The sequence below is a fragment of the Microbispora sitophila genome (assembly GCF_014892245.1).
In the GTDB taxonomy this organism is placed as follows: Bacteria; Actinomycetota; Actinomycetes; order Streptosporangiales; family Streptosporangiaceae; genus Microbispora; species Microbispora siamensis.
This window is the reverse complement of record NZ_JADBGC010000003.1, coordinates 143,473-166,112: the sequence shown is the minus strand read 5'-3', so window position 1 is coordinate 166,112 and position 22,640 is coordinate 143,473. Positions and strand designations below refer to the sequence as shown.

21 protein-coding genes are annotated in these 22,640 nt (G+C 73.4%); 10 read left to right on the top strand and 11 right to left on the bottom strand.

All coding sequences use genetic code 11. The features are described 5' to 3' along the window. Window positions 1-22: 22 nt before the first annotated feature. From IL992_RS06695 to IL992_RS06680, 4 genes are all read right to left on the bottom strand, one after another. Window positions 23-535 carry a PH domain-containing protein gene (locus tag IL992_RS06695; RefSeq protein ID WP_193202439.1) on the bottom strand — a complete coding sequence of 171 codons (513 nt, stop codon included), beginning with the start codon at window positions 533-535 and terminating at the stop codon, window positions 23-25. 220 nt (window positions 536-755) lie between these two features. Next, window positions 756-1,601, bottom strand: coding sequence for a biotin--[acetyl-CoA-carboxylase] ligase (locus IL992_RS06690; protein WP_193202438.1), 846 nt, complete (start codon window positions 1,599-1,601; stop codon window positions 756-758). A gap of 72 nt (window positions 1,602-1,673) precedes the next feature. After that, window positions 1,674-2,693, bottom strand: a complete 1,020-nt coding sequence (locus IL992_RS06685) for a sulfotransferase family protein (protein WP_193202437.1) — start codon at window positions 2,691-2,693, stop codon at window positions 1,674-1,676. Further along, the gene (locus IL992_RS06680; protein ID WP_193202436.1) at window positions 2,690-3,838 is read right to left on the bottom strand and encodes a glycosyltransferase family 9 protein; all 1,149 of its coding nucleotides are present in this window, start codon (window positions 3,836-3,838) and stop codon (window positions 2,690-2,692) included. Before IL992_RS06680 ends, IL992_RS06685 begins: the two co-directional genes overlap by 4 nt. Window positions 3,839-3,944: 106 nt before the next feature. Between IL992_RS06680 and IL992_RS06675 the strand changes: the two genes are divergently transcribed. The 3 genes from IL992_RS06675 (at window position 3,945) to fdhD (ending at window position 7,202) form a co-directional block, all read left to right on the top strand. Then, the gene (locus IL992_RS06675; RefSeq protein ID WP_193202435.1) at window positions 3,945-5,156 is read left to right on the top strand and encodes a glycosyltransferase family 4 protein; all 1,212 of its coding nucleotides are present in this window, start codon (window positions 3,945-3,947) and stop codon (window positions 5,154-5,156) included. Beyond that, window positions 5,149-6,183 carry a glycosyltransferase family 9 protein gene (locus IL992_RS06670; RefSeq protein WP_193202434.1) on the top strand — a complete coding sequence of 345 codons (1,035 nt, stop codon included), beginning with the start codon at window positions 5,149-5,151 and terminating at the stop codon, window positions 6,181-6,183. The genes IL992_RS06675 and IL992_RS06670 overlap by 8 nt, the downstream gene beginning before the upstream one ends. Before the next feature lie 131 nt (window positions 6,184-6,314). Then, entirely contained in the window at window positions 6,315-7,202 is an 888-nt protein-coding gene (gene fdhD / locus IL992_RS06665) for a formate dehydrogenase accessory sulfurtransferase FdhD (protein WP_193202433.1), read from the top strand. A 44-nt stretch (window positions 7,203-7,246) separates the two neighbouring features. Here the strand turns inward: fdhD and IL992_RS06660 are convergent, their stop codons facing one another. From IL992_RS06660 to IL992_RS06640, 5 genes are all read right to left on the bottom strand, one after another. Next, on the bottom strand, window positions 7,247-9,883 hold the full coding sequence (locus tag IL992_RS06660) for a phosphoenolpyruvate carboxylase (protein ID WP_193202432.1): 2,637 nt from the start codon (window positions 9,881-9,883) through the stop codon (window positions 7,247-7,249). A gap of 78 nt (window positions 9,884-9,961) precedes the next feature. Beyond that, a complete protein-coding gene (locus tag IL992_RS06655; protein ID WP_193202431.1) occupies window positions 9,962-10,435 on the bottom strand; it encodes a hypothetical protein in 474 nt (157 codons plus the stop codon). 98 nt (window positions 10,436-10,533) lie between these two features. Then, window positions 10,534-11,028, bottom strand: coding sequence for a nuclear transport factor 2 family protein (locus tag IL992_RS06650; protein ID WP_193202430.1), 495 nt, complete (start codon window positions 11,026-11,028; stop codon window positions 10,534-10,536). A 70-nt stretch (window positions 11,029-11,098) separates the two neighbouring features. Then, entirely contained in the window at window positions 11,099-12,682 is a 1,584-nt protein-coding gene (locus IL992_RS06645) for a hypothetical protein (RefSeq protein WP_319018385.1), read from the bottom strand. Continuing rightward, complete coding sequence (locus IL992_RS06640; RefSeq protein WP_193202429.1) at window positions 12,661-13,422, bottom strand: ABC transporter ATP-binding protein; 762 nt, start codon at window positions 13,420-13,422, stop codon at window positions 12,661-12,663. Before IL992_RS06640 ends, IL992_RS06645 begins: the two co-directional genes overlap by 22 nt. A gap of 223 nt (window positions 13,423-13,645) precedes the next feature. Between IL992_RS06640 and IL992_RS06635 the strand changes: the two genes are divergently transcribed. The 7 genes from IL992_RS06635 to IL992_RS06605 all read left to right on the top strand — a co-directional run bounded on the left by IL992_RS06635 (window position 13,646) and on the right by IL992_RS06605 (window position 20,747). Then, window positions 13,646-15,235 carry an acyl-CoA carboxylase subunit beta gene (locus tag IL992_RS06635; protein ID WP_193202428.1) on the top strand — a complete coding sequence of 530 codons (1,590 nt, stop codon included), beginning with the start codon at window positions 13,646-13,648 and terminating at the stop codon, window positions 15,233-15,235. Beyond that, window positions 15,232-15,456: an acyl-CoA carboxylase epsilon subunit gene (locus IL992_RS06630; RefSeq protein WP_193202427.1), complete on the top strand. Its 225-nt coding sequence runs from the start codon at window positions 15,232-15,234 to the stop codon at window positions 15,454-15,456. Before IL992_RS06635 ends, IL992_RS06630 begins: the two co-directional genes overlap by 4 nt. A gap of 200 nt (window positions 15,457-15,656) precedes the next feature. After that, the gene (locus IL992_RS06625) at window positions 15,657-16,541 is read left to right on the top strand and encodes an NYN domain-containing protein (RefSeq protein ID WP_319018384.1); all 885 of its coding nucleotides are present in this window, start codon (window positions 15,657-15,659) and stop codon (window positions 16,539-16,541) included. A gap of 177 nt (window positions 16,542-16,718) precedes the next feature. Beyond that, on the top strand, window positions 16,719-18,239 hold the full coding sequence (locus IL992_RS06620; protein ID WP_193202425.1) for a DNA-3-methyladenine glycosylase 2 family protein: 1,521 nt from the start codon (window positions 16,719-16,721) through the stop codon (window positions 18,237-18,239). After that, window positions 18,236-18,730 carry a methylated-DNA--[protein]-cysteine S-methyltransferase gene (locus tag IL992_RS06615; protein ID WP_193202424.1) on the top strand — a complete coding sequence of 165 codons (495 nt, stop codon included), beginning with the start codon at window positions 18,236-18,238 and terminating at the stop codon, window positions 18,728-18,730. The genes IL992_RS06620 and IL992_RS06615 overlap by 4 nt, the downstream gene beginning before the upstream one ends. Before the next feature lie 164 nt (window positions 18,731-18,894). Next, window positions 18,895-19,557, top strand: a complete 663-nt coding sequence (locus IL992_RS06610) for a response regulator (protein WP_193202423.1) — start codon at window positions 18,895-18,897, stop codon at window positions 19,555-19,557. Continuing rightward, complete coding sequence (locus IL992_RS06605; RefSeq protein WP_193202422.1) at window positions 19,551-20,747, top strand: sensor histidine kinase; 1,197 nt, start codon at window positions 19,551-19,553, stop codon at window positions 20,745-20,747. The genes IL992_RS06610 and IL992_RS06605 overlap by 7 nt, the downstream gene beginning before the upstream one ends. 160 nt (window positions 20,748-20,907) lie before the next feature. On the opposite strand, the gene IL992_RS06600 is transcribed toward IL992_RS06605, so the two are convergent. Further along, complete coding sequence (locus IL992_RS06600) at window positions 20,908-21,870, bottom strand: hypothetical protein (RefSeq protein ID WP_193202421.1); 963 nt, start codon at window positions 21,868-21,870, stop codon at window positions 20,908-20,910. Further along, on the bottom strand, window positions 21,867-22,523 hold the full coding sequence (locus IL992_RS06595; RefSeq protein WP_193202420.1) for a hypothetical protein: 657 nt from the start codon (window positions 22,521-22,523) through the stop codon (window positions 21,867-21,869). The genes IL992_RS06600 and IL992_RS06595 overlap by 4 nt, the downstream gene beginning before the upstream one ends. Window positions 22,524-22,640 lie beyond the last annotated feature (117 nt).

Genomic DNA, 22,640 nt, shown 5'->3' with positions numbered 1-22,640 from the left:
CGGCGCGCAGGCCGCGCCGCGTTCACTCCCCGTCGATGTTCCCGTCCGCGGCGTCCTCCACCAGCCGGAACAGCTCGTGCCGTACGCGCTGGATCTGGGGGATGTCGCGGTAGTCGATGTCGCCCTTCTCCGAGGCCGACTCGACCCGGAGCGTGCCGCATCCCAGGATGCGCTCCACGAGCCGCTGGTCGGAGCTCACGCTGCTCACCTTGGCCAGCGGGATGTCGTCCTCCGACTTGTTCAGCACCCCGGTGCTGATCGCGAAGCGGTGCGAGGTCAGCGTGTAGGACGTCGTCACCCAGCGCAGATAGGGGACGATCGTCCACAGGACCAGCGCGACGAAGGCGACCACGGCCACCGCGCCGCGGGCGTATCCCGCGTACTCGTAGTCGCCGGGGATGAGGACGAAGGCCGCGACGGCGGCGGCCAGCACGACGATGAGGGCGAGGATCGGCAGGATCAGCCGCTTCCAGTGCGGATGGAACGATAGAACGACCCGCTCGCCGTCGGCCAGGTATTGATCGGGGAGACCCATGGCGCAAATCGTGACACGATCGCCGGTGGATTGCATGCGTTGGGAGTGTCTGACAAATGCTGCCCGTCGCGAGCGTGGATCCGGGTGGATGCATCGCAAGGCCGAGGAGGAGCCCATAGCGCCCGAGCCTGCGAGGGATTTTCGTGGGTGGGGCGAGAACGCAGCGAGGCGCCGCCTGGGCCACGCGTAGCAGGGCTTGATTTGTCAGGCACGACCTAGGTCAGCCTGCGGCGCCGTTCTCCCGGGACGTGTCACGGCGGACGTGGACGACGTCGCCCGCGCTGAGCGTGTGCTCTCCGTCCTCGGCGCGTACGAGCAGGTGGCCGGACGCGTCCACGCCGGTCGCCAGGCCCGTCAGCACCCGCTCGCCGGGCAGTTCGACCCTGACCTCCTGGCCCACCGTGGACGACCACGCGAGGTAGGCGGCACGCAGGCCCGAGGCGTCCGCGTCGCCGCCGGCTGCCGTCCAGTCGCGATAGTGCGACTCGACCTCCCGCAGGATCGCGCGCAGCAGCGGGTCGCGGTCGGTGCAGGCGGCGTTCTCGACGGCGAGGGACGTTGCCCGGTCCACGGGCAGTTCCTCCGGCCGCAGCGAGACGTTGAGCCCCATGCCGACGACCACCATGCGGTCCACCCGCTCGGCCAGGATCCCGGCGAGCTTTCGCTCCCCCACCATGAGGTCGTTGGGCCACTTGAGCCGCACGTCGACCTCCGCGATCCGCCGTACGGCCGAGGCGGCGGCGAGGCCGACCAGCAGCGCCAGCCAGCCCTGCCGGGCGAGCGGCACCTCGGGCCGCAGCAGCATCGAGAACGTCAGCCCTGAGCGCGGCGGCGCGGTCCACGGGCGCCCGAGCCTGCCCCGGCCGGCGAACTGCGACTCCGCCACCAGCACGGCGCCTTCTGCCGGGCTCTCGCGCACGGTCCTGGCCAGGTCGGCGTTGGTGGACCCGGTCCGCTCGACGACGCGTACGGACGACCACAGCGAGCCGGGGCGCACCAGCGCCCTGGTCAGCGCGGTCTCGGAAAGCGGGGGCCGGTCGAGATCGGTGTACGGCGAGTCGGGCACGCACCCAGGCTATCGGCCCCGGGGCCGCCCGCGCCGCCGCGCCGTCCGCCTACCGGCGCCGCGGCACCGCTCTCATCGGCCGGGCCGGTTCGCGATCACGGACTCCAGGGCGCGCATCCGCCGGAGCCGGGCGGCGAGCCGGGGCCCGCAGCGCTCCGGCCGCCCGCCGGGGTGGCACCGGCCGGCGTCGTCCGGCGACAGGTAGCCGAAGGCGGCCATCTCCGGGGCGGCGACCTGGGTGACGAGGGCCGCCTCGGCCGGGGTGAGCACCGTGCGCCACAGGTCGCGCCGCTCCGTCGTCACCGGTTCGAGCGCGCGGGCCTTCCACCACTCCCAGGAGTGCACGATGGGCGGCAGCGGCCGTTTCCCCGCCGGTGCGGACGCGGACGCCGGAGGCACGCCGAGGAAGTCCGCGAGCCGGGCCCGGCAGGCGGCCGGGCCGGCGACCAGATCCTCGTAGCGCACCACCAGGCACCGCCGCGGCCCGAGCAGGTGGCGGGCGGCGCGCAGCGACCGCTGGTCGAAGGCCCATTCCTCGGCGAGCTCGCCCGGATCGCGGATCCCCCAGGGAACGGCCCGGTGCGAGGCGGCCACGGCACGCGGATCCCGCACCACCCCGACGATCCTCAGAGCGGGGTCGGCCGACGTCATCGCCCGCCACCACAGCAGGTGTTCCGGCGTCTTCTCGCCGTACCGCGCGGTGAGCGAACACGGCGGTGAACACAGCGCGACAACCAGCGCGGAGAACAGGTCGATCAGACGGTCGCAGCGCGGGCCCAGCAGCTCGAACACCCGGGCGCGATCGAGGCGCAGGCCCGCCGAGGTGGGCAGCGCCTCGAACCGGCTCAGTTCGTCGCACACCTCCGGCCAGGTGAGGGGGAAGCGCCGCCTGGCGAGCAGGCCGGGTGCGAACAGGTGCAGGAAGTGGGTCTCGGGCGGCATCACCACGTCCGGCAGCTCGCAGCACAGCCGCTGGGTCACGGTGGTGCCCGACCTCGGTGTGCCGACCACGAGGAACGACAGACGCGGCGTCCTGGTTCGCACGCTGTCCGGCGCCGCGATCAGCGCACCGCTGCCGGGGGCTGTCGTCATCGGGCGTCCCGCGTGCCCGCCGGGGTCCGCCACCAGGGGCCGCCGCGCTCGTCGGCCAGGCGCAGGGCCTCGGCGGCGACCTGCTCGGGCGGGATGTCGAGGCAGTCGAGGGCGAAGGGGCAGGCGAACTGGCGGCAGGGCGAGCACGCGGTGGGCACCGTGAGGATCGACGCCGGTCCGAACCGCGGCCGATACTGCTCCACCTGCTCGGTGCCGGCGAACAGCACGACCACGGGCGTGCCGAGCGCGCTGGCCAGGTGCGCCCCGCCGCTGTTGTTGCACACGACCACGTCGACGGCGCCGACGAGCGCCGCCAGGACCGGTACGTCGAACCGGCCCGGCAGCAGGACCGCACCGGGCACGCCGGCGCCGGTCGCCTCGACGAGCGGCGCCTCCCTGGCCGTGCCCGCCACGAGGACCCGCAGCCCGGCGGCCGTGAGCAGCCCGGCCACCCGGGCGAACCGGTCGACGGGGTAGCGCCGCGCGGAGCAGGAGGCCCCGGGGAGGATGAGCGCGCACGGCCGCCTCCCGCGACCGTCCCCGTGGCCGTCTCCTCCGGACCTGGCGTCGAGCAGGCGGCGGGCCGTACGGGCCGCCTCGGCGGGCACGCGCACGCGCAGCCTGCCCTCGACCGGAGGGACGCCCACCCGTTCGAGCATGCGCAGCGCGCGGTCCACCTGGTGGGTCTCGTCGGGCGGCGAGGGCACCCAGTGGGTCAGCCCCACCCCGCCAAACTCCTTGGACATGCCGACCCGTACGGGCACCCCGGCGAGCCGGCAGAGGTACGCGGCCGGCCAGGGGGCCTGGGAGAACGAGGTCAGGATCACCGCCGCCTCGTAGCCGCCCCACCCGATCCGCTCGACGAGATCCAGGTCGTCGGTGACCGGGACGTCCTCCCCGCCCGTCTTCTGCCACGAGACCGAGGCCGTGAGCACACCGTCCACCTCGGGGAGCAGCCCGGCCGCGGCGGCGCCCGCGGGGGCGGCCAGCAGATCGAGCCGGGCGCGGGGGGCGGCCCGCCGCAGCGCCCGCAGCGCCGGGCCCGCCATCACGACGTCGCCGAGGTTGTCGGGGCGGATCACGAGCACGCGGGCGAGCCTCCGCCACGGGACCGGCGGGCCGGCGAGCGCCGCGGGATGCTCCATCCCTTGCGCCTACCCCTCAAAAATCGGACATAAAGCCTCATAAACGCATGGTTTGCCCCGTAAGTCCCTCGGGCACCTCCCCGGCAGCGACGCCGAGGAGGGGACGGTGACCGTGACGGGGGATGGCCGGATCCGCGTGGCCATGGTCCATGGTCCCGGGCCCGCCGACCGCGACGGCGTCGGCGACTACGTCGAACGGCTCGTCGGCGCGCTCGGCGACGCCGGAGTCGAGGCGGTGGGGGTGCCCGTGGGATCGCCGGGTGCCCGCTCCCCCTGGCACTGGCTGCCGGCCACGCTCGACGCCGCCCGGCGGGTGCGGCGGCTGCGCCCGGACGTGGTCCACGTGCAGTTCGCCCCTTCGGCCTACCGGTTCTCCGGGCTGCCCGGACTGCTGCCGCCCCTGCTGCCGCCCGGCGCGCCGCTGGTGACCACCCTGCACGAGTACGGCTGGTGGGCGACCCCCGGATGGGTGCCGGGCCCCGTTTGGCGGCCCCTGGAACGCGCCCGCCTGTGGGACCGGGAGACCGGGCGGCTGGTGCCCGCCAGCGCCCTCGTGGTGGTGACGAACGCCTCCCATGCCGGCCAGGTCAGGCGGCGCGCCGGAACGGCCGCCGTGGAGGTGCCGCTGGCGCCGAACGTCGTGGATCACGGCGGCGGACGGCAGGCGCGCGTGCGGGTGAGGGACCGGCTCGGCATGGGGCGGGACGATCCGCTGCTCGCCTTCTTCGGGTTCGTGCACCCCGTGAAGGGCGTGCGGCAGCTCGTCGAGGCCCTGCCCGCGCTGCGCGCGGCCCGCCCCCGCCTGCGCCTGCTGGTCGTGGGCGGCTTCACCTCCCAGGCGCTGCCGGAGGCCGAGGCCCGGGCCTTCCGCGCGGAACTGGAGGCGCTGGCCGCGCGGCACGGCGTGGCTGACGCGGTGACGTTCACCGGGCATCTGCCCGCCGCCCGGGTGTCGGAACTCCTGCACGCGGCGGACGCCGGTGTCCTGCCCTTCACCGCCGGGGTGACGACCAAGAGCGGCGCGCTGCTCACGATGCTGGCGCACGGGCTGCCGACCGCGGTCACCGTGCCGGACGAGCCCGATCCCACCCTCCCTCTCGGGGAGGCCGTCGCCGTGATCAGGGCTCGCCGCGACGCCGCCGCCATCGCGGCGGCCGTCGCGCCGCTGCTCGGCGACCCCGGAGCGCGGCGGCACATGGGCAGGGCGGCCCGGCGGCTCGCCGCCCGCCATTCCTGGTCCCGAGTCGCCGCCGCCCACCGCGCGCTGTACGAGACCCTGGCCGGCCCGCGCCGCCCGCTCGGCCGCCCGGATGCGTGAGCCGTACCGGGAGATCCTGGTCGTCGACCTGCTCGGCGGGATCGGCGACCTGATCATGCTCCTGCCCGTCGTGCACGGCCTGGCCCGCCGCAACCCCGGCGGTTCGCTGCGCGTGCTCACCCACGAGCCGGGCGCCGCCCTCCTGCGCGGTGACCCCGCCGTCACGCGGGTGCTCACCCCCCGCCACGGCGGCGCGGGCGCGGAGCGGGAGGCGGTGGCCGAGGCGCTGGCCGTGCGGCGTCCGGATCTCGCGGTCACCACCACCCGCTACGACGGCATTCCGGATCTCCTCGCCGCCTCGGGCGCCCGCTGTGTCACCGACCTGTGGCGCCGCCCGCCTCCGGACGAGCCGGTCGGCGAGCGCTACCTGCGCATCCTGCTCGCCGAGGGGCTGCTGCGGCCCGAGGACGCCCTCGCCCGTCCGGCCGTGCGCCTGACGCCGGCCGAGATCGCGTACGGCGAGAGCACGCTCGCGCGCCGCCTCCCTGCCTCCGGGACGGGGCCTCCGGTCGTGCTGATCACGGACGCGGGCATGGACGTGAAGCGGTGGCCGGCCGGGCGCTGGCGGGAACTCGCCACGTCGCTGGCCCGGCGTGGACATCCCCTGCTCACGCCCGACGCGCCGCCCAAGCGCGGCGGCGCGGTGGACGCGGTGTTCGGCCCGGAGGTGGCCGCGCTGCCCCGGTGCGGCCTGCGGGGGCTCGCCGCGTGCTTCGCCGCGGTGGCGCGTCGCGGCGGGGTGGTCGTGGGCGGCGACACCGGGCCGCTGCGGCTGGCCGCCGCGGCCGGAGCGGCCACCGTCGGGCTGTTCGGGCCCACCTGGGCCGGCCGGTACGGCCTCGGCTCCCGCGATGGGGTGGGCTGCGCCGACCTGCAGGGACTGCCGGGCTGCCCGCACCGCAGGGCCACGGCCATCACCGAGCAGCCGTGCTGGTGGACGGCCGAATGCCCGCTGTCCCCTGCGGGCCCCGCCTGCATGGCCGACATCCCCGTGGCGTCCGTCGTGCGCGCCGTGACCCGCCTGTAGGCCGCTTCCCCCGCACGCCACCCGGCGGACGACCGCTGACCCGTGCTGACCCGTGCTGACCCGTGGACCGTGGCGTGGCAGGCTGCGTACGGGATAGAACGGCAGCCATGCCGCCAAGGAGGAACCAACAGATGGAACGGGACGGCGCGGCGCGGCCCACTGCCCGTCCGGGGCCCGTCACGCGGTCACGCGTCCGGAGGGTGTCAGGATCGGCCGTACGCGACCGGCGTGACGACCTCGCCACCGAGGAGCCGCTGGAGATCCGGCTCCTGGCCGGGGGCGAGAGCCGTACGGTGGCGATCACGATGCGGACGCCGGGCGCGGACTTCGAACTCGCGGCGGGGTTCCTGCACGGTGAGGGGATCGCCGGCCCCGGCGACATCGCCGCCATCGGCTACTGCACCGACGAGGACCTGGACCCCGAGGCGCGCTACAACACCGTGACCGTGCGGCTCACCGCCTCCCGGCTGCCCGACCTCGGCGCCGCGGCGCGGAACTTCCTGACGTCGAGCGCGTGCGGCGTCTGCGGCACGGCGAGCCTCGACGCCCTGCGCGACCGCTGCGCCGTGCCGGCCACGCGCCCGCCGGTCGCCGTGTCCGCCACGACCCTGTACGGCCTGCCGGACCGGCTGCGGGAGGCCCAGGGGGTGTTCGGCAGGACGGGCGGGCTGCACGCCGCCGGGCTGTTCACGCCCGAAGGCACGCCGATCGCGGTGCGGGAGGACGTGGGGCGGCACAACGCCGTGGACAAGCTGGTCGGCTGGGCGCTGCTCGGCGGCCGGATCCCCCTCGACCGGCACGTGCTGATGGTCAGCGGCCGGGTCGGCTACGAGATCATGCAGAAGGCCGCGAGCGCCGGGATCCAGATCGTGTGCGCCGTGTCCGCGCCCTCCTCGCTCGCCGTCGACCTGGCGCGCGAGTTCGGCATCACGCTCGTGGGGTTCCTGCGCGAGGAGCGCTTCAACATCTACGCCTGCCCGGAGCGGATCGAGGTCGAGCAGGCGGCCGAGACGCCGTGATCCGGCCGGGCGCCCGGATTCCGGGCGCCCGGCCGGTCCGTACGTCAGCCGGTGTTCTGCAGGCCGGCCGCGACGCCGTTCACGCTGAGCAGCAGCAGCGTGGACAGGCGCTCGCGCTCCTCCTCCGACAGGTCGCCCGCCGCCCGCAGCGCCGACAGCGCCCGCAACTGGAGGTGGCTGAGCGCGTCCACGTAGGGGTCGCGCAGCTGCACGGCCCGCGACAGCACCCGCCGGTTCTCCAGCAGACGGGCGTGGCCGGTCACCTCCAGCACCAGCCGCCTCGTCAGGTCGTACTCCTCCAGGACCTGCTCGGCGAAGTCGCTCCGGCCGCCCAGGGCCAGGTAGCGGGACGCGATCGAGCGGTCGGTCTTGGCCAGCGACATCTCCGCGTTGTCCAGCATCGCGGCGAACAGCGGCCACTCCTGGTAGGCCGAGCGCAGTTCGGCCATGCCGCCGTCGGTGACCACGGCGGCCAGGCCGCTGCCCAGTCCGTACCAGCCGGGGAGGTTGACCCGCGTCTGGGCCCACGCGAACACCCACGGGATGGCCCGCAGGTCGTCGAGCGAGCGGGGCGCGCCGAGGCCGCGCCGCGCGGGCCGGGAGCCGAGCCGCAGCGAGCCGATCTCCTCGAGCGGGCTGACCAGCGCGAACCACTCGGGGAAGCCCGGGGCCTCGGTCAGCGCCCGGTAGGCGCGCTCGGAGGCCGCGGCCACGGTGTCGGCCAGCCGGCGGAACTTCGCCGCCGCGGCGGCCGTGCTCGACTCCACCGCGGAGGTGGACGCGAGCAGCACGGCGTTGGTGACCTGCTCGATGTGCCGCTTGGCGATCGCCGAGTGGCCGTACCGCGCGAAGATGACCTCGCCCTGCTCGGTGACCTTGAATCGTCCGGCGACCGAGCCGGGGGCCTGGGCGAGCACCGCGCGGTTGGCGGGGCCGCCGCCCCGGCCGAGCGCGCCGCCGCGGCCGTGGAAGAGCCTGAGCTTGATGTCGTTGGCCGCGGCCCAGGCGGTCAGCGCCGCCTGCGCGTCGTACAGGCGCAGGGTGGCCGCCGCCGGGCCGAGTTCCTTGGCCGAGTCGGAGTAGCCGAGCATGACCTCCATGCGCCGCCCGTTCTCGGCGAGCCGCCGGCGCATGGGCTCCAGCGCGACCATGCCCTCCAGCACGGCGGTGGAGTTGTCCAGGTCCTCGCCCGACTCGAACAGCGGGACCACGTCGAGCACCGGGGCGCGGTCGCCCAGGGCGTGCCTGGCCAGCTCGTACACCGCCGCGATGTCGTCGGCGGAGCGGGTGAACGAGACGACGTAGCGGGAGCAGGCGGTCACGCCGAAGCGCTCCTGGATCCACCCGATCACCCGGATCGTGGCCAGGACCTCCTCGGTGCGCTCCGACGGCGTGCCGGAGGCGATCTCCTTGAGCGCCGCCGCGTGCACCGCAGAATGCTGGCGCACCTCCAGCTCCGCCAGGTGGAAGCCGAACGTCTCGACCTGCCAGATCAGGTGCTGCAGCTCGCCGTACGCCTGCCGTACGGCGCCGGCGCCGCGCAGGGAGTCCTGCGTGAGCCGCAGGTCGGCCAGCAGCTCCGCGGGCGCGCGGTAGGCGAGGTCGAGGTCGCGGCGGCGGGTCGCGGCGATCCTGGCCGCGACGAACATCAGCCACTGGCGGTGCGGCTCCCGCGGCGACCGGGTGGCCATCTCCGACACCAGGTCGGGGTGGTCGTCCTCGGCCTGCGCCAGCGCGGCCCGCAGCTCGGCGGACGGCGGCGTGAAGACACTGGCGAGGGTGAGGGACCTGCCGATCCGGGTGGTGGCGTTCTCCAGCGCGATCAGCACGTGCTCGGCCTGGATCTGGATGGCCTCCCTGGTCACCTTGGCGGTGACGTTGGGGTTGCCGTCGCGGTCGCCGCCGATCCAGCTTCCGTAGCGGATGTACGCCTTGGCCAGCGGCTCCCGCGTCCCGGTGCCCGGCCCGAGCGCCGCGTCGAGCGAGCGGTAGATCAGCGGAACCGTCCGGAACAGCGTCTCGTCGAACGCCGCCATCGCCGTACGGACCTCGTCCAGCGGGTCGAGCTTGGTGTGGCGGAGCTGGGCGCTCCGCCACAGGATGTCGATCTCCTCGAGCAGCCGCCGGTGGGCCTCCTCCCGCTCGGCGGCGCCCCGTCCCGGGGTGTTGTAGGCGTCGAGCTGGGCGCTGATCCGCTGGATCGCGGTGACGATCGCCCGCCGCCGCGCCTCCGTGGGGTGAGCGGTCAGCACGGGCCGGAACTCCAGCTCGTCGATCAGGTCCTGGAGCCGGTCGTCCCCGCGCAGCCGCTGCACGGCCTCCGCGAGGGACTCGCGCAGCGGCACGTCGTCCTTGTCGCGCTGCCGCAGGGTGCGGATGCGGTAGTGCTCCTCGGCGAGGTTGGCGAGATGGAAGTAGCAGGTGAAGGCCCGGGCGATCTGCACGGCGCGGTCCACGGGCCATTCGGCCACCAGGGCCGCGACCTCGTCGGCCGTCGTCTCCCGACGCCGGGCGGCGATCACCGCCTTCCGGAGCCGTTCCACGTCGGCGAGGAGGTCGGGGCCGCCGTGTTCGGCGATCACCTGACCCAGTAGTCCACCCAATAGGCGCACGTCAGCGCGGAGTTCGTCCGGCATCTCCGCTACGGCGTTGTGTCGTTCGGCAGGAGCGATGGCGGCCATGTTTGGAAGGCTAGCGAATCGCGCTCGGGAGCCCGAGGGCGGTCTCACCAATTGGACTAGACCATTGAAACGGGCAGGTCAGACCGGTCGCGCGTCCGGGGTGCGGAGTGCCTCGGCCGGGGCTTCCTGGAGCGCCCTGAGGCGGCGGGTGAGGCGCTGGGCGAGCTGCCCGTGCGCCACCACGATCGCGGCGAAGGCGACGATCAGCACGGTGATCGGCGTCAACTGGCCGTCGTCGGCCAGGACGATGGTCTTCGCGTCGCCGAGCCCCGTCCTCGCGGCCATCAGCCCCGTGAGCGCGGCGGTCGCCCAGCGACCGGCGTGCATGATCGCCGGACGAGCGGTCGCGGTCACCGCGGCCGGCAGGGCCAGCACGACGAAGGCGACGAGGATCGCGACCGTGCCCACCAGGGACAGGCCGGTCGATCCGCCGACGGCCAGCGCGATGCCCCGCATCAGGAGGCGCGCCAGCACTCCGATCACCAGTCCGCTCAGCACCGCCGCGCCCACCGGCGCCCAGATCACACGGCCCAGCGGCCTGTTTCCGCGCATCACTTCTCCCCTAGAACGGTCCAAACGGTTATAGGGGCGGGCCGAATCCCCCGCAATCACCGCAAGGACTTCGCGACCGCTCTGTTACCGGGCGAGGGTCAGTGAGCAGCCTCACGCGGCCGGCAGGCGTCGGCGACGGCTTCGGGGTCCCAATAGAACGGGCGGCATTCGAGCATGCGCCCGTTCCTGACGGTGATCAGCTGCACGATCAGGGTGTCGACCTCCCGGCCGGTGGCACGGGCGCGAAAGCGCACCCGGTTGCGCACGACCACGGTGTCCTCGTCTCCCCAGTGCTCCTGCTCCAGGAACTCCATCGACTCCCAGACCTCGCTGAAGCGAACCAGGAACCGCTCCATGCCGTCGTGACCGCGCCAGGTTCCCGTGCCGGTGAAGGGCAGCCCGGGAGCCTGATGCAAGGTCACCTCCGGATCGAGGTAGGCGGCGACCCGGTCATAGCTCGCCTTGCCGAACCCGCCCGCGGCCACGTACGCGGCCTCGGCCGCGTAGAACCTCTCCATCACCGTCCAGGCGTCGACGGGCGGCTCCTCATCCCCTCGCGGTCCGCCGGCCCTTGCCGCATTCGTTGTGCTCATGGCGCCAGCATCTCCGGCAGGGAGAGGTCTCCACCGGCGGCGATCGGACCTCTGAACGGCACACGACCGGTCAGGTGGGGCGGGAGACGGCGGTGAGGAGTTCGGGGAGGCGGGCGAAGCCGATGCCGGCGGCGATCCGGCGGCCCGCCCAGGCGACGGCCACGCCGTACGGCACGGCGAACACGGCCCACCAGGTCAGGCCGAGCAGGACCGGCAGCACGACCGGCAGCGCGAGCACGCCGGTGACGATCATCGTGGCGAAGGAGGCCGCGAACGCCTGTCCGCCCTGCCCTGGAGCGGCGCCGCTGAAGGCGTTCAGGCGGTCGGGGTAGGTGTACGGCGCGGTCACGCTGGTGAGCGCCCCGACGCCCATGGCGACGCCGAGCACGCCCCAGGCGACCGGCGCCGCGGCGAGGGCCCAGGCGGCGTCGCCCGCCACCAGGGCGGCGATCACCGAAACCAGGGTCAGCAGCGGCACCCCGATGACCGCCATGGCCAGGTGCCGGCCGGCCAGGTCGGTACGCAGGTCGCGCGGGGTGGAGAACACCACCGCGTTCATCCACAGCGACCTGCCGTCGATGCCGAAGGAGTTGGCCGCCTGCAGCCCGATCACGACGGCCGCCAGGCAGGCCGGCCCGACCACGAACCCCGGCCCGGCCAAGCCGTCCGGTCCCCGCATGGAGAACATGATGACCACGCTCACGAAGAGCGCGACGATCCAGTTCACCCGGCCCCGAGGCTCCCTTGCGGCGTACTTCAGCTCCTTGGCGACGACCGCGCCGAGCATGCCGTCAGGCAGGAACCGGCCGAACGGGACCCGACCGGACCGCCGGACGGAGCCGCCGCCCTGGCTGGAGGCGCCGGGACGCACCAGCGCGTGCCGCAGCGCGGCGATCCACAGCCACCCCAGCACGACGACCGCCATCGCGACGACGATCAGCTCGGCGACGCCGATGAGCCCGCCGTCGGCGATCGCGTGCGCGGCCAGCCCCGGCGGCGTCCACCGCAGGACGTCCCCCGCCGACGCCAGGATCCGCGTGGGGTCGCCGGAAAACCCCCGGTTGATCAGCAGGTTGGGCAGCTGGAAGAGCAGCACGCCGAAGACGGCGGCGACCGCGAGCAGGTCGCGTCCCCTGCGGGTGCGCAGCACGCCGGACAGCGCGGTGGTCACGAGGCGGGAGGCCGTGAGGCAGAAGGCGAACTGGAGGACCACCGCGGGCACCCCGAGCAGCACCCCGCCCGGCCCGTGGGCGAGCGCGACCACGCCGCCGAACAACGCGACCAGCGAGGCGATCGGCCACGGCCCGGTCGCCGACGCGGCCAGCATGCCGGTCGCGAGCTGCCGGGTGGTCAGCGGGAACAGGGCCAGCCGGGCCGGGTCGAGCGTCTCGTCCAGGCCGAAGGCCATCAGCGGCACGACGATCCACCCGACGGCGAACATCGCGAACGCCGCCGACACGAGGTCGAGGGCGACGTCGGACGGCGCGAACCGGATGAGGGACAGCAGCCCGAACCCCGCGACGGCGGCGAGGAGCGCGGCGCCCAGCGAGAAGGCGAAACCGATCTGCTTGCCGACCTCGCCGCGCAGGCCCCCGCGCACCAGGCTGAGCTTCAGCCGGACGAACAGCCAGGTCATGCCGGCGACCCGAGCCACGACAGGCCCTCCTCCCCGTTGCCCCGCACGCCGACGAGGTCGAGGAACGCCTCGTTGAGCGTGCGGCCCCGCCGTACGTCGTCGAGCGGGCCCTGGGCGACGACGAGGCCCCGGTTCATCACCGACACCCAGTCGCACAGCCGCTCGACCAGGTCCATCACATGGCTGGAGAAGACGACGGTGGAGCCCGAGGCGGTGTATCTGCGCAGCACCTCGATCAACGTGTTGGCGGAGACGGGATCGACGCCCTCGAACGGCTCGTCGAGGAACAGCACGCGCGGGTTGTGCAGCAGCGCCGCCGCGAGACCGATCTTCTTGCGCATGCCGGTGGAGTAGTCGACCACCAGCTTGTCCTGCGCCTCGACCAGGTCCATGACCTTGAGCAGTTCGTCGGCGCGCCTGCCGACCTCGTCCAGGGGGATGCCGCGCAACTGGCCGCCGTACATGAGCAGTTCGCGGCCGGACAGCCGTTCGAACAGCCGCAGGCCCTCGGGCAGCACGCCGATGTGCGCCTTGACGCCGACGGGATCGGCCCACACGTCGTGGCCGTCGATCTCGATGCGCCCGCCGTCCGGGCGCAGCAGGCCGGTGATCATGCTCAGCGTCGTCGTCTTGCCCGCGCCGTTGGGACCGACCAGTCCGGCGAAGCTCCCTCTCGGCACGACCAGGTCGACGCCGCCGACCGCCACCTGCTGCCCGAAGCGCTTGTACAACCCCTGCGTGCGTACGGCGTCCACCATGGAGCCCCCATTTGTATAAAGCCGTCGTAAAGCCGAACGAACGGCACAGGGACCGCGTTCCTGTGGGGAGTACCCGGCCGGGCAACCGCGATCCCGGTGAGCGCGACCCGGCGCGACCGAACGGCGCCGGCCTGGTTAACCTGTCCGCCATGGATTCGACGCGACCCGGAGCGGCGTTCGGGACCCGAGGGCCGCTGAGCATACGAGGAACGGTGAGCGGGCGATGAGCGCCGAACGCGCCCCCGAGATCGACATCCACACCACCGCCGGCAAGATCGCCGACCTGGAGCGCCGCCGGAGCGAGGCGGCCCACGCCGGCTCCGCGCGAGCGGTGGAGAAACAGCACGCCAAGGGCAAGATGACGGCCCGCGAGCGGCTGGCCGCCTTCCTGGACGAGGGCTCCTTCGTGGAGTTCGACGAGCTGGCCAGGCACCGGGCGACCGCCTTCGGCCTCGACCGCGAGCGCCCGTACGGCGACGGTGTCGTGACCGGATACGGCACGGTGGACGGCCGGCCGGTCGCGGTGTTCGCGCAGGACTTCACGGTGTTCGGCGGCTCGCTGGGCGAGGTCTTCGGCGAGAAGATCGTCAAGGTGATGGACCACGCGCTGAAGACCGGCTGCCCGGTGATCGGCATCAACGACTCTGGCGGCGCGCGCATCCAGGAGGGCGTCGTCTCCCTCGGCCTGTACGCCGAGATCTTCAAGCGCAACGTGCACGCCTCCGGCGTGGTCCCGCAGATCTCGCTGATCATGGGCCCGTGCGCGGGCGGCGCCGTGTACTCCCCCGCGCTGACCGACTTCGTCCTGATGGTGCAGGAGAAGTCGCACATGTTCATCACCGGGCCGGACGTCATCAAGACCGTGACCGGCGAGGAGGTGACGTTCGAGGAGCTGGGCGGCGCGCACACGCACAACTCGCGCTCCGGCGTCGCCCACTACGAGGCGTCCGACGAGCAGGACTGCCTCGACTTCGCCAGGGCGCTGCTGTCGTATCTGCCGTCCAACAACATGGACGATCCGCCCGCCTTCGACGTCGAGGCGGACCTGGAGACGACCGACGAGGACCGCGAGCTCGACACGCTGATCCCCGACTCGGCCAACCAGCCGTACGACATGCACACGGTCATCGAGCACGTCCTCGACGACGGCGAGTTCCTGGAGATCCACGCGGGCTTCGCGCCGAACATCGTCGTCGGCTTCGGCCGGGTCGAGGGGCGTTCGGTGGGCGTCGTCGCCAACCAGCCGATGAGCTTCGCCGGGACGCTCGACATCGCCGCCTCCGAGAAGGCCGCCCGGTTCGTGCGCACCTGCGACGCCTTCAACATCCCGGTGCTGACCTTCGTCGACGTGCCGGGTTTCCTCCCGGGCACCGACCAGGAGTGGAACGGCATCATCCGGCGCGGCGCCAAGCTGCTCTACGCCTACGCCGAGGCGACCGTGCCGCTGGTCACCGTCATCACCCGCAAGGCGTACGGCGGGGCGTACGACGTCATGGGGTCCAAGCACCTCGGCGCGGACGTCAACCTGGCCTGGCCCACCGCCCAGATCGCCGTGATGGGCGCGCAGGGCGCGGTCAACATCCTCTACCGGCGCGAACTGGCCGCCGCCGACGACCCGGACGCGGCGCGGGCCCGTTTCATCAGCGAGTACGAGGACACGCTGGCCAACCCGTATCTCGCGGCCGAGCGCGGCTACGTGGACGCGGTCATCCGGCCCTCGGACACCCGGGTCCAGATCGTCCGCGCACTGCGCGCCCTCCGCAACAAGCGGGCCACCCTGCCCCCGAAGAAGCACGGGAACATCCCTCTATGAGCAGCCGCGAGCCGTACCTCAGCATCGTCCGGGGGGACGCCACCCCCGAGGAGACCGCCGCCCTCGTCGCCGCGCTGGCGGCGCGGGCGGCGGCGCGCGCCGACCGTCCGGCGGCACCGAAGACGAAGCGGGGAAACTGGAGGAACCCGGCACATCGGCTGCGCGTGGGACTCCCGCACGGCCCGGGAGCCTGGCGCGGGGCCTTCTTCCCCGGCGGATGACGCGACGTCTTCCGACGCCATCCGCGACGACTACGGACCGATTACATCGCCGGAACAGGGTGTCAACTGGCTCAAGAGTTGGGACTATCTAGAAAGCGGGGGAATATAGTCAGCCGATCAACTAGTGACGAGTCCAGGAGGACACCATGGCCATCCCGGACTTCAGCGCACATGGCATTGCCGCAAAGTATGCCGTTCTCGTGGACGTCGGTTACCTTTACGCGGCCGCCGGTGAAGTTCTCTTAGGCGCGAAGGAGCGTAAGGAGTACCGCGTCGCCGCGGACGAGCTGATCCAGGCGCTCCAGAAGCACGCGCTCGAACGCATCCCGGGTGAGCTGCTGCGCGTCTACTGGTACGACGCCGCCCGCGACCGCGTGCCCACGGTGGACCAGCGTGTGATCGCCCAGCTGCCCTGGGTCAAGGTCAGGCTGGGCAACCTGAACGCCCGTGGCCAGCAGAAAGGGGTGGACGCGCAGATCCGCAGCGACCTCGAGGCTCTCGCCCGCCACCACGCCGTGAGCGACACCGTGCTGATCGCCGGCGACGAGGACATGGTGCCCGCCGTGGAGGCCGCGCAGGCGTACGGCGTGCGCATCCACCTGTGGGGGGTCGAGCCGCCGTTCGGCACCAACCAGGCCGAGCGGCTCGTCTGGGAGTCGGACACCGTCGAGATCCTGAGCGCCGACTTCCTGCGTCCGTTCTTCACCCGCGCCCCGGTGCCCGTACCCGTGCCGCCCACGCCGTCGCCCGCCCAGGTCTTCGCGGGCCGTACGGTCAAGCCGATGCCGCCGAAGGCGCCCGTCGGCCAGGTCGGCAAGCTGGGCCCGGGCCGGCCCCGCGTGGAGGAGGTCGGCGAGCACGTGGCGCAGAAATGGATACTGACCCGAGGCCGCGACAACATCCGCGACCTGCTGCCGGGCCCGCTGCTGCCCACGGTGATCGACACCGAACTGCTCATCGAGGCCGAGAAGGAGCTCGGCCACTCCCTTCGGCCCTACCCGGAGGCGCGCGTGTGGCTGCGCGACGGTTTCTGGGCCCGGGTCTATCGCGAGTTCGACCTCGGGGTCGGCATCTCCAGCAAGTGACGCCGGCGTTCTGATCCAGCGTCCCAGCTCGCGCGGGAGCACTCCAGGCGCAGCGGAAGCACCGTCGACACAGTGCCCGGTCTCGCGCGAGACCCCTCCGCCCTGTCGAGGCCATCCTGACGGCCGCGTCCGATTTCCGCCAGCCCGCATCGATGGCCAGCGCATAACGTCGTCTACGTGACCACACGACAGCTCGACTTCGACGCGTGCTACCTCGCCGTCTCCGCGCGGGATTCCCGCTTCGACGGGCGTTTCTACACGGCTGTCACCAGCACCGGCATCTACTGCCGCCCGATCTGCCCCGCCCGCACCCCCGCCCGGTCCAACGTCCGCTTCTACCGGCACGCCGCCGCGGCCGAGGCCGCCGGGTTCCGGCCCTGCCGGCGCTGCCGTCCGGAGCTCAGCCCCGGCGACCCCGGCTGGGACGTCCGCGCCGACCTGGTCGGACGCGCGCTGCGGCTGATCGACGACGGGGTGGCCGACGAGTCCGGCGTCGCCGGGCTGGCCCGCCGCCTGCACGTGACCGAGCGGCACCTGCACCGCCTGTTCGCCACCGAACTCGGCACCGGGCCGCTCGCCGTCGCCCGCACCCGGCGGCTGCTGCTCGCCAAGCAACTGCTCACCGAGACCACCCTGCCGATCATCGATGTCGCGTTCGCCTCCGGGTTCGGCAGCGTGCGGCAGTTCAACGCGGCCATGAAGGAGTCGTACGGCTTCGCGCCGGGTGAGCTGCGCAAGACCAACGGGCCGATGCACGAGAAGGGGGCTCCGGTCGCCCTCACGACCGGGCTGACCCTGCGGCTCGGCCACCGGGAACCGTACGACGCGCAGTCGGTGCTGCGTTTCCTCGCCGCCCGGGCGATCCCCTCGGTGGAGGCGGTCTGCCGGTCGGGGGACGACGTGACGGCCTACACGCGGGCCGTGCCGGGCGGCTCGATCACGTTGCGGCCCGCCGCGGGCCACGTCCGGCTCACGGTGCGGACCACCGAGACGCACCGGCTCTCCCGGTTGGTGGCACGCTGCCGCCGCCTGCTCGACCTCGACGCCGACCCCGGGGCGGTGCGGGAGATCCTCGGGGGGACGTCGCTCGCGCCGCTGGTCGCGGCCCGTCCCGGGCTGCGCGTGCCGGGAGCGTACGACGGGTTCGAACTGGCGGTCCGGGCGGTCGTCGGGCAGCAGATCTCGGTGGCCGGGGCCCGCACCCTGCTCGGCCGCATCGCCGCCCGGGCCGGCCTGCCCGCCGTCCCCGACCATTCCGACGGGAGCGGGGACCCCGACGCGGCCCCGACCGGCCAGGTGCCGTTGCTGTTCCCCACGGCCGACCGGCTCGCCGCGGCCGACCTGGACGGCCTCGGGCTCACCACCCGCAGGGTCGCCACGATCAGGGCGCTGGCCGAGGCGGTGGCCTCCGGCGCGATCGACCTCGACGGCGCGGGCGACCCCGCCGACACCACCGCCAGGCTGCTGGAGATCCCCGGCATCGGCCCGTGGACAGCCGGCTACATCGCGCTGCGCGCGCTGCGCGACCCGGACGCGTGGCCCGAGGGAGACCTCGTGCTGCGCAGGACGATGGAACGGCTCGGCATCGCCGCGGGCGAGGCCGAGCGGTGGCGGCCCTGGCGCGCGTACGCCGCGCTCCACCTGTGGAGCCACGCCTCCGACACGTCAGACACCACATCACAAGGACGCGACAGATGATCATCACGCAGACCGTGCCCACCCCGGTGGGCCCCCTCGCTCTGCTCGCCCGCGACGGCGTGCTCGTCGCGGCCGGTTTCACCGCCGACCCCCGCGAGATGTTCGCCCGGCTCGCGCCGTCCCTGCGGGCGCTTCCCCTGCGGGAGGGCGACCTCGGCGACGCGGCCGAGGCCGTGCGGGAGTACCTCGACGGGAAGATCGACGCGCTCGACCGGATCCCGGTCGAGCAGCCCGGCACCCCCACGAGGCAGCGCCTGTACGAGGCACTGCGCTCCGTGCCCGCCGGGACCACCGTGTCGTACGCGCAGCTCGCGGAGAAGGCGGGGCTGCCCAGGACGGCCGCACGGGCCGCCGGGTCGGCCTGCGCGCAGAACCTGATCGCGCCGTTCGTGCCGTGCCACCGCGTGCTGCCGTCGACCGGCGGCTACGGCAGCTACTACTACGGCACGCCGGTCAAGGAGTGGCTGGTCGCCCACGAGTCGCGGGCCTGACCTGCCCGCGCGACCGAGGTCCGGGGGGCGGGTCATCCGGCGGGGGGATGGCCGATCCGCCACGTGGGGGACCGCCCTGGGCGCCGTGTCGCGTCGCCGGGGGACGCCCGCCCGCTCGCGGTATGGCTACGCTGCGGCCCTACCACCGACGACGGGAGCCCCCGGTGACCATCACCCTGGTCGCCGACGACCAGGCCATGATCAGGGCCGGGCTGCGGCTGGTCGCCGAGTCCGAGCCGGGGATCGAGGTCGTCGCGGAGGCGGCGGACGGTTCCGATGCAGTGGCGGCGGCCCGGCGGCTGCGGCCGGACGTCCTGCTGATGGACATCGCGATGCCCGGTCTCGACGGGATCGGCGCGGCCAGGCTGCTTCTCGACGATCCGCAGCCACCGAAGATCATCATGATGACGACCTTCAACACCGACGAGGACCTGCACGCCTCGCTGCGGACCCGGGTGCACGGCTTCCTGCTCAAGACCTCTCCTCCGGAGCATCTGGTCAAGGCGGCGCGGGCGGCGGCGGCCGGAGAGGCGCTGATCGACCCCGCCGCCCCCCGATTGATCACCGCGTTCGCCGACCTGCCCGAGTCCGCGCCGTCCGGCGAACTGGCCACGCTTACCGAGCGTGAGCTCCAGGTGCTGCGGATGCTGGCCTACGGGCTGTCGAACGTCGAGATCGCGCGGGAACTGCGCATCGGCGAGGCGACGGTCATCACTGACGTCGCACGCATCCTGCACAAGCTCGGCCTGCGCGACCGCGTCCACGCGGTCGCGTTCGCATACCAGACCGGCGTCGTGCGGCCGGGACAGCGGCCCCGGCCGTGCTGAGGGAGCCTGCCCACCGCTGGCGGCCCTCCCGGCTCGACGTCCTGCTCGCCCTCGCCGTGACGATCTCCGGCCTGGTCGAGTCGTTCGGCCGCCAGGGAACCGGGCCCGAGCAGGTCGACGCTCCCGTCCCGTACGCGGCGGGAGTCGTCACCGCCGGGCTGCTGCTGCTCCTGCGTCGCAGGATCCCCGTGACCGCGCTCCTCGCGCTGACCTTGACGGAGTACACCCTCCGGATGGTCACCGGCTCCGCTTACTACGCCGCCTGGCACTTCCACTCGACGCTTATCCTCATCCACACCGTGGCGGGCGCGGCGGAGCCCCGCAGCCGCCGGGGGCTCGCGGGGCTCGGGTGCGTGCTGGTCGCCTACGCGCACCTCCAGACGCTCCAGGGCATCGACTTCGCCGAAGTCCTGATCGGCGCCATCTTCGTCGGGGTCGCGTACGGCAGCGGCATCCTGCTGCGGCGGCAGACGGACCAGACGAGGCGGCTGGCCGCGCAGGCGGCGCGGCTCGAAGCGGAGCGCGAGCTGCGCGCGCGGTGGGCGGTGGCGGAGGAGCGCTCCCGCAGCGCCAGGGAGCTCCACGACATCGTCTCCCACAACGTGAGCCTCATGACGCTGCACGTAGGCGGGGTGCGCAGGCTCCTCGGCGACGACCGCGCCCGCGAGCGCGGTCTGCTGCTCGCCGTCGAGCAGGCCGGACGCGAGGCGGTGGAGGAGCTCGGACACATGCTGGGCATGCTGCGCGCCGCGGGGACCGACGCCCCGGAGGCGCCGCGGACGGGGCTCGACCGGCTGGACGAGCTGGTTTCCCAGGTGGCGGATGCGGGTCCCGTCGTACGGCTGCGCGTCACCGGCGAACGCCGGCCGCTGCCCCCGGGGCTCGACCTGTCCGCCTACCGGGTGATCCAGGAGTCCCTGACGAACGTGCTGAAGCACGCGCACGCCACCAAGGTCGACGTCGTCGTCCACTACGCCGTCGACGAGCTGCGTGTCGCGGTCGTGAACGACGGTCCGGGCGCCCGCCCCGCCCCGGACGGCGGGGGCGGGCACGGGCTCATCGGCATGCGCGAGCGTACGGCCATGCACGGGGGTGAGCTGACCGCCGGGCCCACCCCGTCGGGCGGTTACGAGGTGCGGGCGCGGTTCCCGCTCACCGTCCCCGCGGCCGGTGGCTCATCCTGTGACTGACCCCGTGACCGGCCCCGCCGGCCCGGCCGCGATCGGCAGGGACCGATGGGGGAAGGTACGCACCGGTCTCCCGACGAGTCGTCACCCGCGGGACCGACCACCGTTCCGCCGCTCCCCGTACGCGCGCCCGCCCGGCCGTACGCCTCGCGGGCCGGACAGGTCACTCCTTGACGATGCTCTGGACCTCGCCGACGGGCACGTCCCTGGTCGCCGCCACCTGGATCGGGTCGTACGCGAAGGGGACGACCTGGCCGCCCTGGTTGCCGTTGCCGACGACGTTCCAGACGCTGGTCACGGTGAGCGTGTAGACCTTGCCCGGCTGGTCGATCGAGGAGTGCAGGTAGACGACGCCGCATTCGGGCTTGTCGTCTCCGTCCTTGTCGGCGCCCTTCACGTACGGCTTGCCGGTGGCGCCGCATCCCTTGTCGTACACCTCGGCGCGGTCGTCGCTGGTGCCGGACTTGATCTCGAGGTGGTCCGGCGTCGCCGTGACGGTGGCGGACATGACCCCCGGCAGCGTGGCGGTGACGGACCGGGGGGCGGCCTCGGCTCCGTCCAGCCACACCCAGGTCCCCAGGTTGACGTAGCTCTTGGCGTCCGGGCTCAGCTTGATCTTCGGCTCCGGCACGGTCAGCGCGGCCCGGGCGATCTGCATGAGCTGCTCCAGCGTGATGCCGCCGGCGGGCGTGGTCCCCTCGGGCACCCACACGAGCGGCTCCAGTCCGGCGGCGCACGAGGGTCCGTCCGGGTTGCCGGCGTCGTAGGCGACGCCCCACCACTGGCCCTTGTCACCGATCTTGTTGCCGAACTTGTCGAGATCGACGTCGTAGTCCAGCCCCGCCTCCACCGCCTGCTTCTTCTGCTGCGCCTGGAGGTTGCGCATGTCGTCGGCCGACGAGTTCGGCTCGTACCAGCAGGGGCGGGGCATGCGGTAGCCGTCGCTCTTGCCGCCCAGCCCGTTGCCGGACAGGCCGACCTTGGAGTTGGTCAGCCTGACGCCGGCCGTGTTGCCCTTCTGGAACGCCTCGCCGTGCGGCCCGCCGTCCGGGTCGGCGGCGGCGGGAGGCGCGCACACCGCGAGCATGGCCCCCGCCAGCAGGGACGTCACAGCAATGGCCCTCATCGCAGGCACTCCTTCGCGCGCTCGTCCGGATAGTCCGCGTGGCGGTAGAGCCGGATCCGCCAGACGCCGTCGCCGCCGTGCCCCAGACCGGCGGTCTGCAGGAAGACCGCCCGCGGGCGTTTGAGCCAGGCGGGCTGACGGGCCAGCGGGATGCCCTCCCGGTCGGTCAGCCGCACCCCGGTCAGGTCGACGCAGCCGTCGGCCTCCGCCCCGCGTCCCACGACGGAGGGCACCCGCAGGGCGTAGAGCCTGGCCACGCCCCGGGCCGACTGTTCGTCCTTGAGAAACCCCTGCACCCAGGTGACGGCGTCCATGTAGGCGGACGACTCGGCATCGATGCCCTTCACGTACGAGCGGTCCCCGCCTGAGGTGCCGACCGCCCGCCACTGTGCCGTGAAGTCGGCGGCGAACGCCTTGATCACGGCCGACCGCTTCGGATCCGGCTCGTCCGGCCACTCGATCTCGATCGTCAGTCCGGGCGCCGCCGTGACCGTCGCGGTGCCCGGCTGAGGGCCGGGCGTCCCGGAGGCCGCCGCCGCCGGTGCCACGCCGCCGCCGGGGGTGAAGCCGCGGTCCGCGTCCGGCGCGGCGCAAGCCGAGACAAGCAGCGCGCAGGCCGAGGCGAGCGACGCCGTGGCGAGTCCTGGACGCATCACCGGGTCCTCCGCAGTACGCGATCCCCCACCGCTGTCACCCCCGCCGTTGCCAACGTAGGAACGGCCGTCGGCGACGAGCCAGCGCTATGCGCGGATCGGCATGATTCGGAGGAG